We start from the raw sequence: 18,184 nt of genomic DNA, 5'->3' as shown, positions 1-18,184 counted from the left end.
TGAAAAATTGAAAAGATTCATTCCCATTCACTAAAGTTTATGATGGCGTTCATTATCCTGTCTATATATGGTTTAGCCATGTTACTTATATTTTGCTACAATGCCATACAACTTCAGTTGGCATATAGTTATTGGAAGTTTAAGCGCAAAGCGAAACACACTGTAGTACAAGTACCCACTTCAACCTCTGACTGGCCGATAGTGACTGTGCAATTGCCCATATACAATGAAAAGTATGTGGTACAGCGGCTCATCGATGCAGTAGCAACACTTGATTACCCTCAGGATAAGCTAGAAATACAGGTACTGGACGACTCTACTGACGAAACAATAGACCTCATTGCCGACAGGGTAGCGTACTGGCAACAACAGGGGGTATGGATAAGCCACGTGAGGCGTCCAAACCGCGAAGGCTTTAAAGCGGGAGCATTGGCTTATGGACTTACCCATAACAAAGGCGAATTGATCGCTATTTTTGATGCCGATTTTGTGCCGCCTACCCACTTTCTTAAAGCTACAGTGGGGGCTTTTGCCAATGCTGACATAGGTATGGTACAAACCCGTTGGGAACACCTCAACGAAGATTATTCTTTGATGACCCAACTTCAGGCTTTTGGGCTCAATGCGCATTTTACTGTAGAACAGGTAGGGAGAAATGTACAAGGACACTTGATTAACTTTAATGGTACTGCTGGAGTGTGGCGCAAGCAATGCATTGAAGATGCGGGAGGCTGGCAGTCTGATACCCTTACCGAAGACCTCGACCTCAGCTATAGGGCGCAGCTTAAGGGGTGGAAGTTTAAGTACCTCGAAGAAGTAGGCACGCCTGCCGAATTGCCTGTGGCAATGAATGCCCTCAAAACGCAACAATTTCGCTGGACCAAAGGAGCAGCTGAGTGCGCCCGCAAAAACCTCTGGAAAGTTTTAGGTGCTGCTGACTTGAACTTGAGTACCAAAATGCATGCTTTGTTTCATCTACTCAATAGTTCTATGTTTGTGTTGGTAGTATTGGTGTCAGTGCTTAGCTTGCCTTTATTGTTTATCAAAAATGCTTTTGTCGAGTATACCCAAGTGTTTATATACTTTAGCTTTTTTCTAACAGGCACCGTCTTTCTGGGGGTGTTTTATTGGGTATCTACTTCGGTCAAAGGTTTGAGCAAACAACGTAGGCAAAAATACTTTTTTATGCGCTTTCCCTTATTCTTGGCAATGTATACCGGGTTGTCGCTCCACAATGCCCTGGCAGTGGTTGAGGGACTCTTAGGCAAAAAAACCCCTTTTATCCGTACCCCTAAGTTTAACATTACCAAGCAGCAAGACCAACCCTGGAAAAGCAACCAATACTTGAAAAATAACATTAGCTTGCTTACCGTGCTTGAGGGAGTGTTTATGGTGTATTTTCTGGTAGGAGTTGGGGTGGGTATTTACCTGCACGACTATGGTTTGTTGCCTTTTCATTTGATGCTGGCATTTGGTTTTGGTTATATCTGTTTTTATTCTGTATGGCACTCATTGGTCAACCCCGCGTAGCGCTCAACCTGCGGTTAGTAATTTTTGTGTTAGGCTCGGCTGTGGGTTACGTTTGGATAAACTATTTTACCCATCGGGTATGGTTTTACCAGTTTATTGCATTATACGTGGGCTTGTTTGGCGTGTATGGCTGGTTTGTACATTGGGTGCTTAAGCCTGGCAATGTGGTAAGTGTGCGCCAAATCCAATGGCTGGGAATATTGCTTAGGCTTATACCTTTGTGGATGATTCCTAATTTGTCGGATGATTTTTTTCGGTTTTACTGGGATGGTAAGCTCCTCGTCAATGGTTATAATCCTTATTTGTGGTTGCCAAAAGATTTTATACTAACTCCAGAAGCGGCGAAGTTGGGGTTTAGTCAGGCGCTTTATGAAGCAATGAATTCGCCTACTCATTATACTATCTATCCACCTTTTAACCAAGCCTTGTTTGCTACTGCCCCCTGGTTGTATCCGCATAGTTTGTTGGGGGGGGCTGTGGTCATGCGTTGTTGGATCATACTAGGTGAAATAGGCTTGTTGTGGCTACTGCCAAAACTGTTGCAAATGTTGGGCAAACCACCCAAAGCAATGGTGTGGTATGTGCTTAATCCTTACATTGTGCTAGAGCTTACTGCCAATTTGCATTTCGAGGGAGTCATGATTTTTATGCTATTGCTGGCCGTTTACTGGTTGGTCAAAGGTGGATATTTGCACGTTGCTCCCAACCCCCAAAAAAACAGACAGCCAAACCCCGTTTACTTTATTTTATCGGTAGTGGCTTTTACCCTGGCGGTTAATACCAAACTTATTCCCTTGATATTTTTACCCGCGTTGTTTTGGTTTCTAGGTTTCAAGCGTAGTTTACTTTACTATAGCCTGGTAGGTTTACTCACGGCTCTATTATTTATATTTTTTATTACCCCCGATTTTATTGCCAAGTTTCAGGACAGTTTTAACCTCTACTTTCAAAAGTTTGAGTTCAACGCCAGTGTCTATTATGTGCTTCGCTGGATAGGTTACCAAACCCATGGCTATAACCGCATTGCATTTTTTGGCTTTGTGCTATCTATTATATCTGGTTTGGGAGCCTTGGCTATAGCACTTTACCCGGTACGCAAGGCTGTAGTGCATCAGTTGCTTCACAAAATGTTGTTTATACTTACCTTTTACTACCTGATGGCTACAATAGTGCACCCCTGGTACATTAGTGTGATTGTAGGTTTGGCGGTATTTACTCCCTATCGTTTTCCTATGGTGTGGTCGGCTATGCTAGGGCTTACCTATTATGCTTACAGCTCTATGCCTTACCAAGAAAACCTCTGGCTGGTAGCTGTTGAATATGCCGTAGTATTGGGGTGGTTGGCAGTAGAGCTGGTAAGGCATTGGTCAGCAAGAGATTCTTTACATAAGTTGTAGGCTTGTTTTGTGTTTGTTTGGGATCAAAAGCCTGTAAAACAACTACTTGTATTTTATGAGTGCTTTAAAAAAATAATGACTTATAGTCATCATCTGTATCAGATAGGATAAGCCAAAATTTAGAAATATATTTACTGATATGCATGTTCAATTTTTATTTGTAAGAGATGGACACTACCACATCATTTCGCTCCACTACCAATAAAGCAGGGACTTATTCAATGCGATTGTTACAACTACACGAACTTTCGCAACTTTATGACCTAAATCAATCTATAGCTCAAGACCCAGCAACACAGGCTTTTTTAAACCCCCGATCTGAAGCCTACCTTGGTCAGTTTATACACACTGCTACAGGGTTTACTATAGGTGCTTATGACCAGGAACAACTGATAGGCTATCGGGCAGTACACTACACCAGTCAACACCTAGAGCACGTGCCTTGTCCGTTGGTGGCACCCAAATATTATCCCAAAACTGCTCATTTTGCTGGAGTAGGGGTTGCCCCAAATTATAGAAGGCAAGGCATAGCCCAACAAATGATTTCTATTGCTTTGTACAGGTTATGTCATCAAGGGTTTCGTTATGTTACGGTACGTGTGCGTCCTATCCATGAGCAAAGCATCGACTTGTTTACTTCGTTTGGTTTTCAAATAGTTTATTTGAAAAAAGATATGGAGCCGGTAAAAGAATGTTTTTTCTTGTTAAAAGAACTCACTCCTGACCAGCCTAAATCATTCATAGGGCAAGCTCACTTCCATCTATCGGTTTTGTAACTCTCTAAAAACTAAACTATTACAAATATACATTGGTATCCACGCGCTTGTGCCTGTTGGTCTTGGCGGATAGCCTACAGTATTGCTTTAAAACATCTTTTAAATAAGAGGTATGGCATTTACTTTGTAATAATAGCATAGAGCATATTTAGGCAAATTATTATCAATGTATATTAACGGTTGTTTATAAAATGGAGAAAATCATACACCCTCATAAAGAAGATTGGTCAAAACTTCAGGAACGAACTTTTGAAACCTATGAAGCCCTCGAAAAAGCGGTAAGACCTATTTTGCGTCGGGTACAACGCGAAGGGGACAAAGCGTTGCGTAGTTTTGTATTCAAGTATGACAGGGTTCGTATTAAGCGGTTTCAGCTTACCCCCGAAGAGCTTGCCGAAGCCAGTAACCATGTAAGCGACGAACTTAAGGAAGCCATCAATACAGCAAAGTATAACATCGCTACTTTTCACCTGACTCAAACCAAGGCAGTTAAAAAAATAGAAACGACTGAAGGAGTCTTTAGCTGGCAAAAAAATGTACCTATTGCCAAGGTAGGGCTTTATGTACCCAGCACAGGCGATGCTCCTTTGTATTCTCATATTTTGATGATGGGTATTCTGGCCAACATTGCCGGGTGCAAAGAGATTATACTATGCTCAGCCGCTAATCATGAAGGTAGAATTCACCCTATTATATTGTATACAGCACATTTGCTCAATATCAAAAAAGTATATCGAGTAGGGGGGGTACAGGCCATTGCCGCAATGGCGTATGGTACCGAGACTATTCCCAAAGTAGACAAGATATTTGGTCCCAGCAACGAATACGTGTCTACCGCCAAACAATTGGTAAGCAAAAACGATGTAGCAATAGACATGCCCGTGGGTCCCTCGGAGCTTTGTTATGTAGCAGACCAATCAACCAACCCTGTATATGCGGCAGCCGATATTTTGGCGCATGCCGAGCAAAGTAATCACAACCAATTGGTAGTGTTGACGAACGCCGAAGAGGTGGCAGACAAAATACAAACAGAGGTGAACAAACAACTCAGTGAGTTGCCCTTAAAGAAAGAAGTGGCAAAAGAGACATTTAAAAACGCAAAAATCATTGTATTTAAGAGCAATGTAGAGTCTATAGCCTTTGCTAATGAGTATGCTCCCGAAAACCTGGTACTTGCCATCGACAATGCCGAGGCAGTAGGCGACCGTATTACCAATGCCAGTTCTATTCACTTGGGGCACCTTACACCACCTGCTGTGGGTTATTATGCCGCAGGCCCTAATCATATTTTGCCCTCCAATGGTTTTGCCCGTTCTTATAGTGGCTTGTCGGTAGACAGTTTTGTCAAAAAAATCAACTTCCAACAGGTTACCTCATCAGGTTTACAAAACATAGGTAGTACTGTAGCTATTATGTCAGAGGCAGAAGAGTTGCTTGGGCGAAAAAACTCTATCATTAAACGGTTGGAGTTGTTGGACTGAGGGCTTTTAGTTTTAGAAAAAAATTGTATCTTGACCACTGAAAGGAATGAAGGCGCTTCATTCCTTATTTTTTATTTATACAGGCAATTTGTGTACAATTGATTGGTTATAAATACACAGATACCAACTACATGCCTCATAAATGAATAGGTGTAACTATTTTATTATGAACAACTTAAGTATACTTGTAGCGTCAATGTTTATCAGTCTCTAAAGGCTTAGGAATGGTACCAAAATAAATACACATTCTTAACCTCATCTTTTGAGGCTATACTTTGTTAAAAAATAGCCGAATAGTGATGCTATTAGCCGATTTTTTGCCTCGTCTAGCAACAAAATATTTTAGCGTTACTATAGAAATTTATTTTTACACCATTCCTTATGCTAATTGTACTGATATTTACCCAGTGATTAGTAGCTACTTATATACATCAAACATAACACAAGTAAAACTTTACAAATATGAAATTTCGCCATTTTTTTATTTTTTCTTTAGTGGCTGTTTTTTTTAGCAGTTGCACTATTCAGCAGCATATACAGTTTAATAAAAACCTCTCAGGTACAGTTACCTCTACTATAGACATGTCCATGCTGATGGCTTTGATGCCTAAAACTACTCCAGGAGACTCAAGCACAACAAAGCCAAAAAGTAGTATGCCTGATATGTCGATGTTGATGGATTCATTGAAGAAGGGACCTCAAATGGACAAGTTAAAAGACATTAAAGGCATCAGTAATTTTACATACAATATGGACAAAGAAACTAAGAAAATGACTTTTTCTTATGATTTCAAAAACCTGGATGCGCTCAATAAAGCTTTGGCACAAGGAGGGACAAGCAACCCAGGAGCGCTGATGGGTAAAAACATGCCGGGAAGTAAACCTACACCTGCCAAAAACAAAGATTTTAAGTATTTTGTAAAGAAGGGGCGTTACATTACTTACAAAATGCCCAAAAATGATATGCCTGATGATATGGGTAAAAACATGCAAGAAAACCCCATGATGAGTGGAGACATGGTAAAATTTGAGTTCAAAATATCGTTTGCTCGTAAGATAAAAAAGGTGAAAACTAAAAGTGCGATATTTAAGAGCGATAACTATATTGAGTACAAAACCAATATTCAAGAGATGATGAAGCAAAAAGATCCGGTAGAAATCAAAATCAAATACCGTTAGATTTTCAGTGTTTCGAGATAAAAACTACAAACGACAAGCATAAACAAATGCTTGTCGTTTGTGCCTTAAGACTGGCTGTACAGCACTAAAGCATCTTTATCATCAGTTCTTTGAGCAGTTTAGCTGCTACCACTGCAGTCATACCGTCGCGATCGCGTTCGGGGTTGAGTTCTACAATATCAGCACCTACAATGTTGGCTTTTAGGTTTTGCAAAATGCTGATTACCTCTCGTGTAGAGAACCCTCCTGGCTCGTGATGCGATACTCCAGGAGCAAAAGCGGGGTCAAGCACGTCAAGGTCTAACGATAGATATACTGGATTATTAAAACGCTTGTTAAGCTTACCCTGCCAGTCTTTCATAGCTACTACTTCTACATCGAACCTGCGCGCTTGTTCGCGTTGGTGAGGATTCATTGCCCGCACTCCTACCTGTACCAACCTTTCGGCAAGTTTTGCTTCCATAATGCGGGCAAAGGGACTGGCGTGCGAGTAAGGGTTATCATCAAAATCATCGTATAAGTCAGAGTGGGCATCCAGGTGTAGAATCGTGAGCTTAGGGTAACGCTGGGCATAGGCTTTTACAATAGGATAAGTAATAGAATGATCGCCTCCTAATGATAAAATCTTTACATCTTTTTCAAGCAACAGGGCTATATCTTGAGTAATCTCTCTGATGGCTTTTTCTCCACTGGTAAGCTCTAGATTGCCCACGTCAAGCCATGATATATGTTTAGATAAATCTACTTCGCTTTCGGTGCTCATGTTAGACTCGCCTGAGTGCAAAGCTGCTCTGAGGCTGTCAGGACCTAGTCGGGCACCATCCATGTAAGACGAGTTTTCGTCGAGCGGTATACCTACAACAGCAAGGCGTGTAGTAGAAAATCCCTGAAAAGATAGTTCTTGTAAAAAAGGCATACTTAATGTTTTGTTTAAACAAAAAAGGTCAGGAGCGAATCTCCTGACCTAATTTAAGTATTTATTTTATTTTGAAAAGATTATTTCTTGATATTCACAAACAAAGCAAAAAAGGCATATTTCTCTCCAAGGTTTTTTATCTTCACTTCCAGGTTGTCAGAAGTAAGCGCTACTTGTACCAAGCCAATGCCTGCTCCTCTACTTTCGCCTTCCGATGGGGCATCTCGCAGTTTTCGTTTGTATTCACGCAGTTCATCACGGTCAAGCGAATTTACTGTTTTACATTTTTCTAACAATAAGGGTACAGCTTCTTTCATTACCTGATTTCCGGTAATCACTTTATAGTGATCTTCAAGCTGAAGAATAACTATGGTTCCTACCTTGTCCTGATCACCAAAGTGGTTTACTTCTTTTGAATAGTAAAGCACATTTTGCGTAAGCTCCATAAATACAGAGAATACTTTTTTACCTACCCTGCGATTGTCTTGTAGCTTGGCTCTGATATCGCGGCTAAACTCTGAAAGCAACACATCTGTTAATGGACCTTTGTATGACAAAATGATATTGTCATTGTTGAGTTGTGCGTAATAGTCAAAGAAGTCAAAATTTTCGTTCTCTTCAGTTGTAGTTTCTTCTAAACTCATAATGCTTATAAGTTAATAATACAAAGTAACCCAAAACTATCTTTAATATAAGTGGATTATATATTATTCCGTAATTAATTCTGGTTTGGTTGTAAACAATGTTGAAGTAACATTTAGTAATCTTGTCAAAACAACCCCATTCACTTGTTTGTATGTTTGTGGTGCTACTTTAACCCTGTAATGTAGTATGCAGTAACCGCAAAATACCTGGATGAATTGAAGTCTTCTTATTTGTATAAGATTATGCCATAATTGTTACTCAACCATTAGTTGAGTTTTTTGTAAATCAGTTTCGTTATTTACAAAAATGATTCCAACTGTAAAATAATTCTAAGTAACGTGTTCAAAATAAGTCTCCAGGTTTTGGGGACATTCCAAAGTCAGGCAAAGCAAAAAAATGGCTGGTAGTGCTGGCATCTGCACTTGACTTGGGGCATGATAACTGAGCCTCTTTCTAAATCCGACTCATCGGGGCAGCTTTGCTGTGGAGTGTTCACGAAGGCCTGATTTTTCAAATATACAAGTGAATTTCGATGTTTTTTAACGGAGTATAGCAAAAAAACCTGAAGCCAAACCTTCCACTTATTGCTCAGGTTTGCCGCAGTTCCATTCAGGGAGCAGACGATTTATTAAGCCCTCGTTCCAAACCAAATGTATCAAAACAAAAAGGTTTTTCAAAAAATAGAAGGGTATTCAAACTGCTGAAAAAATGAAGGTAAGGTAATAAGACAATGGTTGGGATAGGTATAATAAAACCCCGTGTATAAGGCAACTACACGGGGAGAATGAATGTTTAATTTAAACTATTTCTTCTTCTACTACCTTGATCGTGTTTTCTGCACCTCGGTAAATGGGGTATTCGTCTTCGAAGAAAAACTTAGATTCACCAAAAGCGGGGTATAGGTCGTCTAACCAAATGGCTTTTGGGTCATACTTGGCAAAAAACGGACGGCATACCCAATCAGGGTTACGCCCTTGCAAAAACTGTAGAGCAAATACCTTTTCGCCGTGTATTTCGGTTATACCCAATACTTGTACTTTGCCTGGTCCAGCCGACATACTTGGTCCTCTTACAGTGCGACAAACTCCACTTACTTGTTGGTAAGATTGTTGGAATATTTGCCATGCTCGGTCAAGTTCTATCGCAAAATAGTCTTGAGCTCCAGTATCGCGCGCCAAAAACATATAATAAGGAACACAACCAAGGTCTACTTGTTTGCGCCACATATAAGCCCAGGCTTCTGCCGAGTCGTTGATGTTTTTCATTATCGGCGACTGGGTACGTATGGCAGTACCAGTGTTGAGAATGCGCCCTATGGCTTTTTGTACTTCTTCGGTTTCCAGTTCTCTGCCATGGTTAAAATGCGACATAAAGGCCAAGTGCTTGCCTGCTTTGTTCACTCGCTCAAATAACCTTAATAAGTCGTCAGCATCGGTATCGCTTGTAAAGCGTTGTGGCCAATAACCCAAGGCTTTGGTACCTATACGAATGGTTTTGAGGTTGGGTAGGTCGGCTTCTAACAATGCGTCTACATAAGAGGCTAAAATTTTTGTTTTCATAATGAGCGGGTCGCCACCTGTAAACAAAATATCGGTAATGTGTGGGTTAGCCTTGATATATTTTACCAATAATTCGGTTTCGCGCATGGCAAATTTCAACTCATTCATCCCCACAAATTGTGGCCAGCGAAAGCAGAAAGTACAGTAAGCATGGCAAGTTTGTCCCTGGCTAGGAAAGAACAGCATCGTTTCACGGTATTTATGCTGCACTCCTGTCAGTTTTACTCCGTCTACCTCTGGCACATTGTCTTTCATCTGTCCGGCAGGGTGGGGGTTGAGCTGCAAACGTATTTTGTTTACTTCTGTTTTCAGGTCGGCTCTGCTCACCCCTGATTTTAGCAAATGAGCTACATGGGCAAAATGCTCAGGCTTGAGCATGTCTTTTTGCGGAAAAGTTAAAATAAAGATGGGGTCATTGGCGTAGTTGTCCCAATCTATGAGCTCCTCTACCACGTAATTGTTTGCTTTAAAAGGCAATACATTGCCCACTACTTCTATGGCAAACTTTTCGTCTTCGCTAAGTTTGTCTTCAACATAAGGTATATTTCTAAAGTTTTTAAGGGTATAATTTTGGTATTTTGGCATTTATTTTTTGTAAAAAGTTGTTAAATGTTTTGAAAGGAGTACCTACTAATATAGTGTAAAAATAGTAAAAAAGTTGCCGTATATAGGTATTGTTATATAATGCATGTTAATAGTTATGTTTCGAGGTGGTTTTCGACTTATTCTCCTTTGATTGGGCAAACCACGGAGGGATACTTTTTATGAAAAGCTTGGTGCAAAAACTCCTGTGGAGACTCTCGCTCAGACAGTTTAAACTTTTTGCTGAATTGTTTTTTTACCATGTGCTTGGCATTGCTTGATGCCTCTTAAAAGTTGAACAACTTCTTTAGAAAAACACTTTAGTTGGATGAGGATACAATGCTTTGCTTCATTTTTTGATCAGCCAGGGAGTTAATTACAATTATTTGTGTGGAGATTTTAAATGAAGAGAAGGACAGAAGATAGGCAAATGTTTTAGAGGGTTGATGAAAGTGTATGGTATAAATACTTCAGGGTTTATTAGAGAGGCAATTGCTTAGAGGCTTAGTTGAAACCCCCATACCAATACATCATCTACCAGTTCAAGTTCTTGTTGGGGGGCAGCTTCAGACTTGCCTACCCACTCGTGTAGTTTTGCTTTCAATATATGGTGTTGTTTGTCAGCAGGTAACGAGTGAAGCTCAAACAGTAATTGCCGGAAACGGCTTCCCATAAGTTTTTTGTCATTTTTACCCCCAAACTGGTTCTGAAAACCATCGCTGTACATATATACCCAGGTAGGCACGCTTACATCTATGATGTGTTTGGTAAACAAAGTACGGTTTTGAGATTTACGTTGCTCTCCTCCAATAGACATAGAATCACCTTTGATAAAAAATAGCTCGTTGTTTTGAATGTATACTAAGTGGTGTCGGGCACCGGCAAATTTAAGTACCTTTTCTTTTTTGTCTACCATACATAGCGACAAATCCATGCCATCACGGTTGTTATTTTGTCCTTGGTTTAGTTTTGCCCATACACCAGCATCCATTTCTGTCAAAATCTGATCAGGTTCGTGCAGCTCCAGATTGTGTACCGCATGATTAAGCAAAGAGTCACCAATCATACTCATAAATGCTCCAGGAACTCCATGTCCGGTACAATCAACAGCGGCCAATATAAGTTTGTGGTAATAGTCAGAGAGTTGTTTTCGGGCAAACCAGTAAAAATCACCTGATACTATATCACAGGCACGAAATAACACAAAAGATTCGGGCAACGATGCCTTGATACTATTCATAGAAGGCAACATGGCTTCTTGTATTCTTTTGGCGTAAGTAATGCTTTCGGTAATGTCTTCGTTTGCCTGAGCAATGGTAGTTTTTTGTTCGGTGAGTACTTCTTCCTGAAGCTGTAATTCTTCCATTCGTAGCTCCAGCAAAGCGTTTTGATAATCTATTTCTTTGAGGTGTTCTTGTTGCTTAAGTATCGACATCACCCTGGTTTGTAACTCTAGTGGGTGTACTGGCCTGGTAACAAAGTCGTGAGCGCCCATTTCTAAAAAACGAGCCAGATAATCATCACTTTGCTCGCCTATAATCACAATAATGCCTACTCTCTTATACGCAGGATTATTTTTAATTTTGAGCAACGTTTCCACTTCATCTCCCTGAGGCAGGGTGGCATCCATCAATATCAGAGCTAACTCATTCTGACTGGCTTCCAATAAGTACAAAACATCAGAATTTATCTCAAAAGACAGCCCCATTTGGCTAATCACTTGACCTATGTGTATACTTTCTGGTGTTTCGCTATTCAGTATTAAAACTTTGCTCATGATATTTACATTAGGATAATTATGTATCACATATTTTGTGCTAAAATTAGTCAACTCATTCACTTTTAGTAAAACAGCAAAGATTACTTTTGTAGCCTTACTTGGCTACCAACCTAAAGCCTATTAATAAAATATCGTCTATTTGTTGCTCAATTTGTGGGTGCAGGTTTTCTTGCTTCATCCATTGCAAAATAGTATTGTCCAATATTTGTTTTTGTTCATCCATCGGTTTCAGGTGTATGTCAAGCAACAACCGTTTCAGGCGTTTCTTCATAAACTTTTTACCCCTACTTCCTCCAAACTGATCCTGGTACCCATCAGAAAACATATAAAAAGTGGTGGGCTCATTACTCAGTACGATAGTATGGTGGGTAAACTTCCTTTCGTTTTTATTCCATTCTCCTCCTATAGGCATAATGTCGCCCTTTATTTCGTGTAATGTATGGTTTTGGATGTACACTAAAGGTCGTTTGGCACCAGTAAACTCCACTACGTTTGTTGATAGGTTGATGGCACACAATGCAGCGTCCATGCCATCACGGTTATTGGTTTCGTCTTGTTGCAAAGCTTTTTTTACTCCTAAGTGCAACTGGTTCAAAATTTCCTGGGGCTGAGTGGTTCCTTGTGTTTCTACAATGTCGTTGAGCAAATTATTGCCTGTCATCGACATCAGTGCGCCCGGTACACCATGTCCGGTACAGTCTATAGCTGCGATAAAAACCTTGTTTTGAACTGTTTTAAACCAGTAAAAATCTCCACTTACAACATTGCGAGGCTTAAGAAACACAAAAGACTGAGGAAGATGGGCTCGTATGCGAGGCAATGGAGGTAACATTGCTTGTTGAATATGTTGTGCATAGGCAATGCTTTCGGTCAGGTCATTATTAATGCACTCTATTTTGATATTTTTAGCTTCCAGCAAGTCACGTTGTGCGGCTATTTCTTCATTAAACTTTAATAATTTTCCGTTTTTTTCTTCTATTTCATGGTTTTGTCGTTTTACTTTTTTGTAATAAAAAATTATCCAGTAAGATACTGGCCACGTAACCACTACTGGAACCACTGTTGACATGGTCAAGCCAAAAGTAAAATCTACTTTTCCTACAGCTGCAGCGATTACTAAAAACAGGCCTAGAGAAACCAACGTAGAAAAAGCTGTAATTACCCAAGGGCTATATATTTTATCTTTGAATGAGTCTGTAAACACTACCAGGTTGTTATATTAAGTTTGAAAAAATATGACCAATGCCAAATTGATTTGTCGGATAAAATATAGCAGGCAATGATTGTAGGCAGAGACTGGAAAAGTCAATTGAAATTTTGGTATTTATTGTAGTGATATTTAAGCCATTATCCATCCACGTTTTAGCAATTGATCGTATTAGAGCTATTACACAGCTGAGGCAGGACAAGGGCTGAGCAATGAGTAAACGAGTGTTTGGAAGGCACCTATGCTTTCTCCTCCACTCTAAAACCCACTACCAAAATATCGTCTAGTTGAGGTTCTTCTTTAGTACGGGCATTTTGGCGTTCCATCCATTGTATAATGGTTGTTTCCAGTATTTGCTTTTGTTCTTTCATGGGTTTTTGATGAATTTCAAGCAGTAGCTTTTTCAAGTGCCCCTTCATAAACTTTTTACCTTCAGGGCCGCCAAACTGATCCTGATACCCATCAGAAAACATATAAAAAGTTGTCACATCATTATTGAGTGGCAGGCAATGTTTAGTAAACAACCTTTCGCCTTCTTTTTTACCCCACTCGCCCCCTATGGGTGTTTTATCTCCTTTTATTTCGTGTAGTTTACCATTGTTAATATAAATAAGGGGATTTTTGGCGCCAGCAAAGTTTACTTCTTTTTTTTGCCTGTCTATTACACACAACGCCATATCCATGCCGTCGCGGTTATTAGTTTCATCTTGTTTCAAGGCTTTTTTTACCCCCTTGTGTAATAGCCTCAATATTTCGCTGGGGCAATCAGCCCCCCGCATCTCTACTATTTCATTGAGCAGGTTATTGCCTGTCATCGACATGAGGGCACCTGGCACCCCGTGTCCGGTACAATCTACAGCAGCAAACACCAGCTTGTCGTGGGTCATATCTTGTGGTGCGGCTTCGTGGTTGGTTGGCTTTATGTTAGAAAACCAGTAAAAGTCTCCACTAACAATATCACGTGGTTTAAACAAGACAAAAGATTGGGGCAAATAGGTCTGAATGCGATTTAAAGAAGGCAGCATAGCTTCTTGAATGCGTTGGGCATATACAATGCTTGACGTAATATCTTGGTTGATATTTTCTATTTCCACATTTTTAGTTTCCAACAAATCACGTTGCGCGGCAATTTCTTCGTTTACCTGAAACAATTCGGTGTTCTTTTCTTCTATTTCATTTTTTTGTTTTGACAATTGTTTGTTTGCTCTTCTGGTAATGATTAAGCCAATAAGAATAAGTACCAACACCAAAAAACCTAAAGCAGTAATACCCATAAAATACTTTCGCATTTTGCTTTGTTGAGCTATTTGGCGATTTTTTTTCTGTAAATCCAATTCCCTTATCTTTTTGTCCTTTTCTAAAATCTGGATTTGCTTCTGCTTTTCCTTTTCAGCCAACGCCTGAAGTTTCAAGTCTTGTTCTTTTTGTTGTTTTTCTGCCTGTAATTGTACAATCTCCTTGTCTTTTTGAGCCGCTGTCGCTTTTTGTCTTAATAGTTGTAGCTTTTGTAGGGCTTGTTGTTTAGCAAGTGCTTCTTGTCTTAGTTGAGCATCCTGTATCTTTTTTTCTTTTTCCAGCAGCTCAAATTCTTTATTCTTTTTCTCTATTTCCAACTGCTGCTGTTTTAAGGCAAGATCTTTTATTTCTTCTCCTGCCATAATGAGCTTTATTTGTTTTTCTGCCCTTTCTACCACAAATTTTTGCTGAGCCAGGGCTTGTTTTTTAAGGCTTTCTTCCAGCACCAACGAATCTTTGATAGACAAATGTTTACGAAAGCTGTTCAGGGCTTTTTCATAATCATCCCTTTTTTGGTGAATCAATGACGAGGTTTTATATACCGCCTGCAAAATATCCCGATCATTGAGCAGTTTTGCGATTTCTATAGATTGCTCATTGTATTGTAAGGCATTGTAGTAATCTTTTTGATAGTAATACACCAGTGCCAGCAAGTCGTATAATTGGGCTTTTTCGGCATTTTTCCCCGCTTTTTCGGCAACTTTGATTGCCTGTAGCAACTTATCTATAGACTCATTGTACCTGCCTTGGTTTTGGTAAGTAATGGCAATATTTACCTGAGTGGGCAACTGTTCAGTGGCAGGGGTTCCCAACACCCGTTGTGCCTCCAGCGATTGTTTAAAATGTTTTAGTGCGTTGGGGTAGTCGTTAAGGTATTTATAAGCAAACCCTATATTGTTGAGCGTAGCTATTTCGGCAGTTTTGTTTGGCTGTTGTTGTACCAGAGTCAAAATTTTCTTGTTGTATTCCAGTACCTGCGGATATTGTTTGAGCCTTTGGTGACAAACCACCATTTGGCGGTAAGCCTGTATCATTTGTTGGGGCTGTTTGCGTTGTTTGTACCATTTTACTTGTGCCGCAAAATAGTTCAATGCCTTGGTATAGTAGGTAAGTTGTTGGTAAGTGCCTCCAATCAAACCCAGCAACATTGGTTTGTCTTGATCATTTTTTTGCGCTGTATTGAGCGAGTCGGCACGCAGAAAATACTTAAGTGCTTTTTGATGCAAACGCCCCGATTGGTACACCTTGCCTATTTCTATGTAAATGTTTGAAAGCAGTTGAGAGTTGCGGGTATTTTCTACAATATTGACCGCCTTTAGGTAATGTCTGAGCGATTGTATAAGTTTTTGCTTTTGGGCGTCTTGGCGGGCAAGCGTTAGCAAACTGTCTGTAGTAGACTGTGCCTGTAAAGTAGCGTGCATCTGTCCCCATAATAAACACAATAATAATATAATATGTCTCAAACAGTTTATCATTAATTCTTTTTTCAGGTACTCAAACAGCAAAAATTCGTGGTGATACCCTGAAAGTTATGTACTTACGCTTTACGATTTTGCTAAGGTATTGTTATTGTAAAATCTATGATCTTTACTTAGCAGGTTAGGTTAATTATCCAGTCAAAATATATGCCTATTCCAAATACTATACTATGGTTTTTGTTTGTTCGTCTCGTTCTGTTTGTTTTATAACAGCGCCCAAAACAGGTGTATATATATTAACCTCCCTGTTGTGCCAAAAACCTCTGCGATTTGTTGTATAAGTCGATAGCTCTTCTTCTTACAGCTTCTAACTCCTGGATAGCTTCATCATAAGCATGGTCTTCTGTATCGGGCATTTCGAGCAGGCAAATGGCCGTTTTCAGTTCCTCACTTACCCTGTTGTGTAGCAACCGAGCGCGTTCGATGGCTTGGTGACAAGTGGTTTGAAGGTATGTTAAGTGTTTTTGTTCCTCTTCTTGATTTATAAAGTCTTTTTTTATTTGTAGCTGCACCCGATCAATTTGCTGGCATGCCTGGTCAAGTGCGGGTATGAGTTGCTCAAATACTAACCCGCGAATAGGGGGCACACTCAACTCATCAATCAGGGCACGGTGCTTACTTGTAATCATAGGGTGTTGCAGCAATTCCTGTACTGTGGCCAATGCTTCATTGGCTTTGTCAGCAAATTGATAAATTACTTGTTGTTTCTCTCTCAAATCTTGCGCATAAGCCTTAAGTAATTTTACCAGTGTGGTGGCTGTTATTGCTTTTTCAAACCAATCCTGCGCCTTGCTCAACTCTACCTGCGCTTGGTCTATACCAGGCAACATTTCGTGTGTTTTTAGGCGTACTTCTAGTTCTAGTTGCGCTACGTTGCTGTGTATATGTTGAATTTCGGTGGTTAGTTGCATAAATTTTTCGTGGGCAGCTTTATAGTTTTCAAACTCTATTATCAAACCTTTTTGGTGTGTAATAAGTTCCTGAGCTGTTTCCTCTGCCATCAACCAATCTACCGCTGGTTTTTTTGCCAGCAGAGAATCCAACCCACCCTTTGTACCCTTTATGTATTGGTTGTATTTGTTAAAGTTTGGCAAGTGGGTATAGGTAGGTTTTTGTTGCCATTGGTGTATAGCCGTATCAAGCGAATGAATGGTGTGTTCGAGCTTGTGTTCATAGTTGATACGGGCTTGATCAAAACCTATGAAATAATCTTTGACCTGTTGTAGTATTTGCAAGGCTAGGGTTATATGGTGCATCAAACTTTTCCAGTCTTTCTTTTCGGTTGCGGCCAATTTTTTCACTTGTTGTTCGTGGTCTTTTACTTGCTTTAATTCACGACTTTTGTTGATATAAGCATATCTCTTCTGCCACTGGGCAATTTCTTCGTTTAGGTGCTGTATTTGTTGAGGAGCTTGAGCCAATCGGGTTTGGTATGCTCCAATTGTTTTTTTCAACTGTGCAGCTTCATACACCATTTGTTCAAAACTAACCCATACTTCATTCAATTCCTGATTAATAGCTCGAATGCCTTGGGCTTCACTTTTGGTCGATCCGCTTTTTTTAAGAAATTCCCACCCTTTGACAATACCTTGGTCAATCTCAGTATATAAGTGCCTGAAGTCGTCAAACCGGGTAAAACTGGTTTGTTCATGCCACCAATCAGTATTGGTGCTTATGAGGGCACTTATCTGTTGTTCTATTTGAGGTAATTGTTTTGCGAACGCATTTTTTTTCTCCTGTAGTACATCCAGTGTTTTAATCCCTTCTACCAGCAATACATTGTTGCTTGCCATAGGAGCAACTATAGCCAGGTTGTTTTTTACCCGATCGATAAACTCCTGTGCCTCTTTTTGGCTCATAGGTGCTTTATCGATGCTGGAGTCACCCAAAATATTGGCTTCGGTAAAGTGGAGGTACTCCGATATAAGCTGTGAAATATCGGAGGCGTGTATGTTATCTTCTATATTGATTATTTCAGGGTATTTGTTTAGGTAGATGAGAGCTTCATTCAAACCCGCAAGCTTTTGTTGCAAGTGCTGTAAGGTTTTTACGGCTTGTTGGCGAGTGGTTTTGAGTTGGTTTTGTCGCACAAAATACCAAATGGTTGCCCCTGTTATAAGGGCGACTATAGCGATGATAATCCCAGTAAGTGCAGGCGAAATAGCCAATAATACAATAGAAAAGTTTGAGCTAATGTTTACCAAAGGGTAAGGCATATCATTCATAGTTTGTAGTGTCCGATGCTGCTGTTTATCCATTGAACATAGCATATCCAATGCTTAGAAAGTGTTTTAAAATTCCTGGAGCCTTGCCAACATGAGGCTAATCATACCCAAATATATAAAAGATTCAGCACTT

12 protein-coding genes are annotated in these 18,184 nt (G+C 40.0%); 5 read left to right on the top strand and 7 right to left on the bottom strand.

The genetic code is table 11. The features are described 5' to 3' along the window. Positions 1–78 precede the first annotated feature (78 nt). The 5 genes from Q0954_RS09710 (at position 79) to Q0954_RS09690 (ending at position 6,363) form a co-directional block, all read left to right on the top strand. Positions 79–1,530, top strand: coding sequence for a cellulose synthase family protein (locus Q0954_RS09710; RefSeq protein WP_299456283.1), 1,452 nt, complete (start codon positions 79–81; stop codon positions 1,528–1,530). Then, a complete protein-coding gene (locus Q0954_RS09705) occupies positions 1,503–2,927 on the top strand; it encodes a hypothetical protein (RefSeq protein ID WP_299456281.1) in 1,425 nt (474 codons plus the stop codon). The genes Q0954_RS09710 and Q0954_RS09705 overlap by 28 nt, the downstream gene beginning before the upstream one ends. 221 nt (positions 2,928–3,148) lie before the next feature. Continuing rightward, positions 3,149–3,703 carry a GNAT family N-acetyltransferase gene (locus tag Q0954_RS09700; protein ID WP_299456279.1) on the top strand — a complete coding sequence of 185 codons (555 nt, stop codon included), beginning with the start codon at positions 3,149–3,151 and terminating at the stop codon, positions 3,701–3,703. 191 nt (positions 3,704–3,894) lie between these two features. Continuing rightward, positions 3,895–5,184: a histidinol dehydrogenase gene (gene hisD / locus Q0954_RS09695; protein WP_299456277.1), complete on the top strand. Its 1,290-nt coding sequence runs from the start codon at positions 3,895–3,897 to the stop codon at positions 5,182–5,184. 462 nt (positions 5,185–5,646) lie between these two features. Continuing rightward, complete coding sequence (locus Q0954_RS09690) at positions 5,647–6,363, top strand: hypothetical protein (RefSeq protein ID WP_299456275.1); 717 nt, start codon at positions 5,647–5,649, stop codon at positions 6,361–6,363. An 85-nt stretch (positions 6,364–6,448) separates the two neighbouring features. On the opposite strand, the gene speB is transcribed toward Q0954_RS09690, so the two are convergent. From speB to Q0954_RS09655, 7 genes are all read right to left on the bottom strand, one after another. Beyond that, a complete protein-coding gene (speB, locus tag Q0954_RS09685; RefSeq protein ID WP_299456273.1) occupies positions 6,449–7,279 on the bottom strand; it encodes an agmatinase in 831 nt (276 codons plus the stop codon). 80 nt (positions 7,280–7,359) lie between these two features. Next, positions 7,360–7,923: a SiaB family protein kinase gene (locus Q0954_RS09680; protein ID WP_002696185.1), complete on the bottom strand. Its 564-nt coding sequence runs from the start codon at positions 7,921–7,923 to the stop codon at positions 7,360–7,362. A 798-nt stretch (positions 7,924–8,721) separates the two neighbouring features. After that, the gene (locus tag Q0954_RS09675; protein WP_299456270.1) at positions 8,722–10,068 is read right to left on the bottom strand and encodes a lysine 2,3-aminomutase; all 1,347 of its coding nucleotides are present in this window, start codon (positions 10,066–10,068) and stop codon (positions 8,722–8,724) included. Positions 10,069–10,561: 493 nt separating this feature from the next. Next, a complete protein-coding gene (locus Q0954_RS09670) occupies positions 10,562–11,842 on the bottom strand; it encodes a SpoIIE family protein phosphatase (protein ID WP_299456268.1) in 1,281 nt (426 codons plus the stop codon). 97 nt (positions 11,843–11,939) lie between these two features. Then, positions 11,940–13,049: a SpoIIE family protein phosphatase gene (locus Q0954_RS09665; RefSeq protein ID WP_299456265.1), complete on the bottom strand. Its 1,110-nt coding sequence runs from the start codon at positions 13,047–13,049 to the stop codon at positions 11,940–11,942. Positions 13,050–13,291: 242 nt separating this feature from the next. Next, positions 13,292–15,811: a tetratricopeptide repeat protein gene (locus tag Q0954_RS09660; RefSeq protein WP_299456263.1), complete on the bottom strand. Its 2,520-nt coding sequence runs from the start codon at positions 15,809–15,811 to the stop codon at positions 13,292–13,294. Between the two features lie 251 nt (positions 15,812–16,062). Beyond that, the gene (locus tag Q0954_RS09655) at positions 16,063–18,051 is read right to left on the bottom strand and encodes a hypothetical protein (protein ID WP_299456261.1); all 1,989 of its coding nucleotides are present in this window, start codon (positions 18,049–18,051) and stop codon (positions 16,063–16,065) included. Between the last annotated feature and the right edge of the window lie 133 nt (positions 18,052–18,184).

Origin of the sequence: uncultured Microscilla sp. (assembly GCF_947493425.1) — a bacterium.
Classification (GTDB): Bacteria; Bacteroidota; Bacteroidia; order Cytophagales; family Microscillaceae; genus Microscilla.
Note: the sequence above shows the minus strand (reverse complement) of the source record. Positions and strands in the feature narration are given on the sequence as shown.

What these genes read in the sequence shown, in the direction of transcription:
- Q0954_RS09670 (WP_299456268.1), bottom strand. Translation starts at nt 11,842, where the DNA reads ATGAGCAAAGTTTTAATACTGAATAGCGAAACACCAGAAAGTATACAC.
- hisD (WP_299456277.1), top strand. Translation starts at nt 3,895, where the DNA reads ATGGAGAAAATCATACACCCTCATAAAGAAGATTGGTCAAAACTTCAG.
- Q0954_RS09710 (WP_299456283.1), top strand. Translation starts at nt 79, where the DNA reads ATGTTACTTATATTTTGCTACAATGCCATACAACTTCAGTTGGCATAT.
- Q0954_RS09705 (WP_299456281.1), top strand. Translation starts at nt 1,503, where the DNA reads ATGGCACTCATTGGTCAACCCCGCGTAGCGCTCAACCTGCGGTTAGTA.
- Q0954_RS09690 (WP_299456275.1), top strand. Translation starts at nt 5,647, where the DNA reads ATGAAATTTCGCCATTTTTTTATTTTTTCTTTAGTGGCTGTTTTTTTT.
- Q0954_RS09655 (WP_299456261.1), bottom strand. Translation starts at nt 18,051, where the DNA reads ATGAATGATATGCCTTACCCTTTGGTAAACATTAGCTCAAACTTTTCT.
- Q0954_RS09680 (WP_002696185.1), bottom strand. Translation starts at nt 7,923, where the DNA reads ATGAGTTTAGAAGAAACTACAACTGAAGAGAACGAAAATTTTGACTTC.
- Q0954_RS09700 (WP_299456279.1), top strand. Translation starts at nt 3,149, where the DNA reads ATGCGATTGTTACAACTACACGAACTTTCGCAACTTTATGACCTAAAT.
- Q0954_RS09675 (WP_299456270.1), bottom strand. Translation starts at nt 10,068, where the DNA reads ATGCCAAAATACCAAAATTATACCCTTAAAAACTTTAGAAATATACCT.
- speB (WP_299456273.1), bottom strand. Translation starts at nt 7,279, where the DNA reads ATGCCTTTTTTACAAGAACTATCTTTTCAGGGATTTTCTACTACACGC.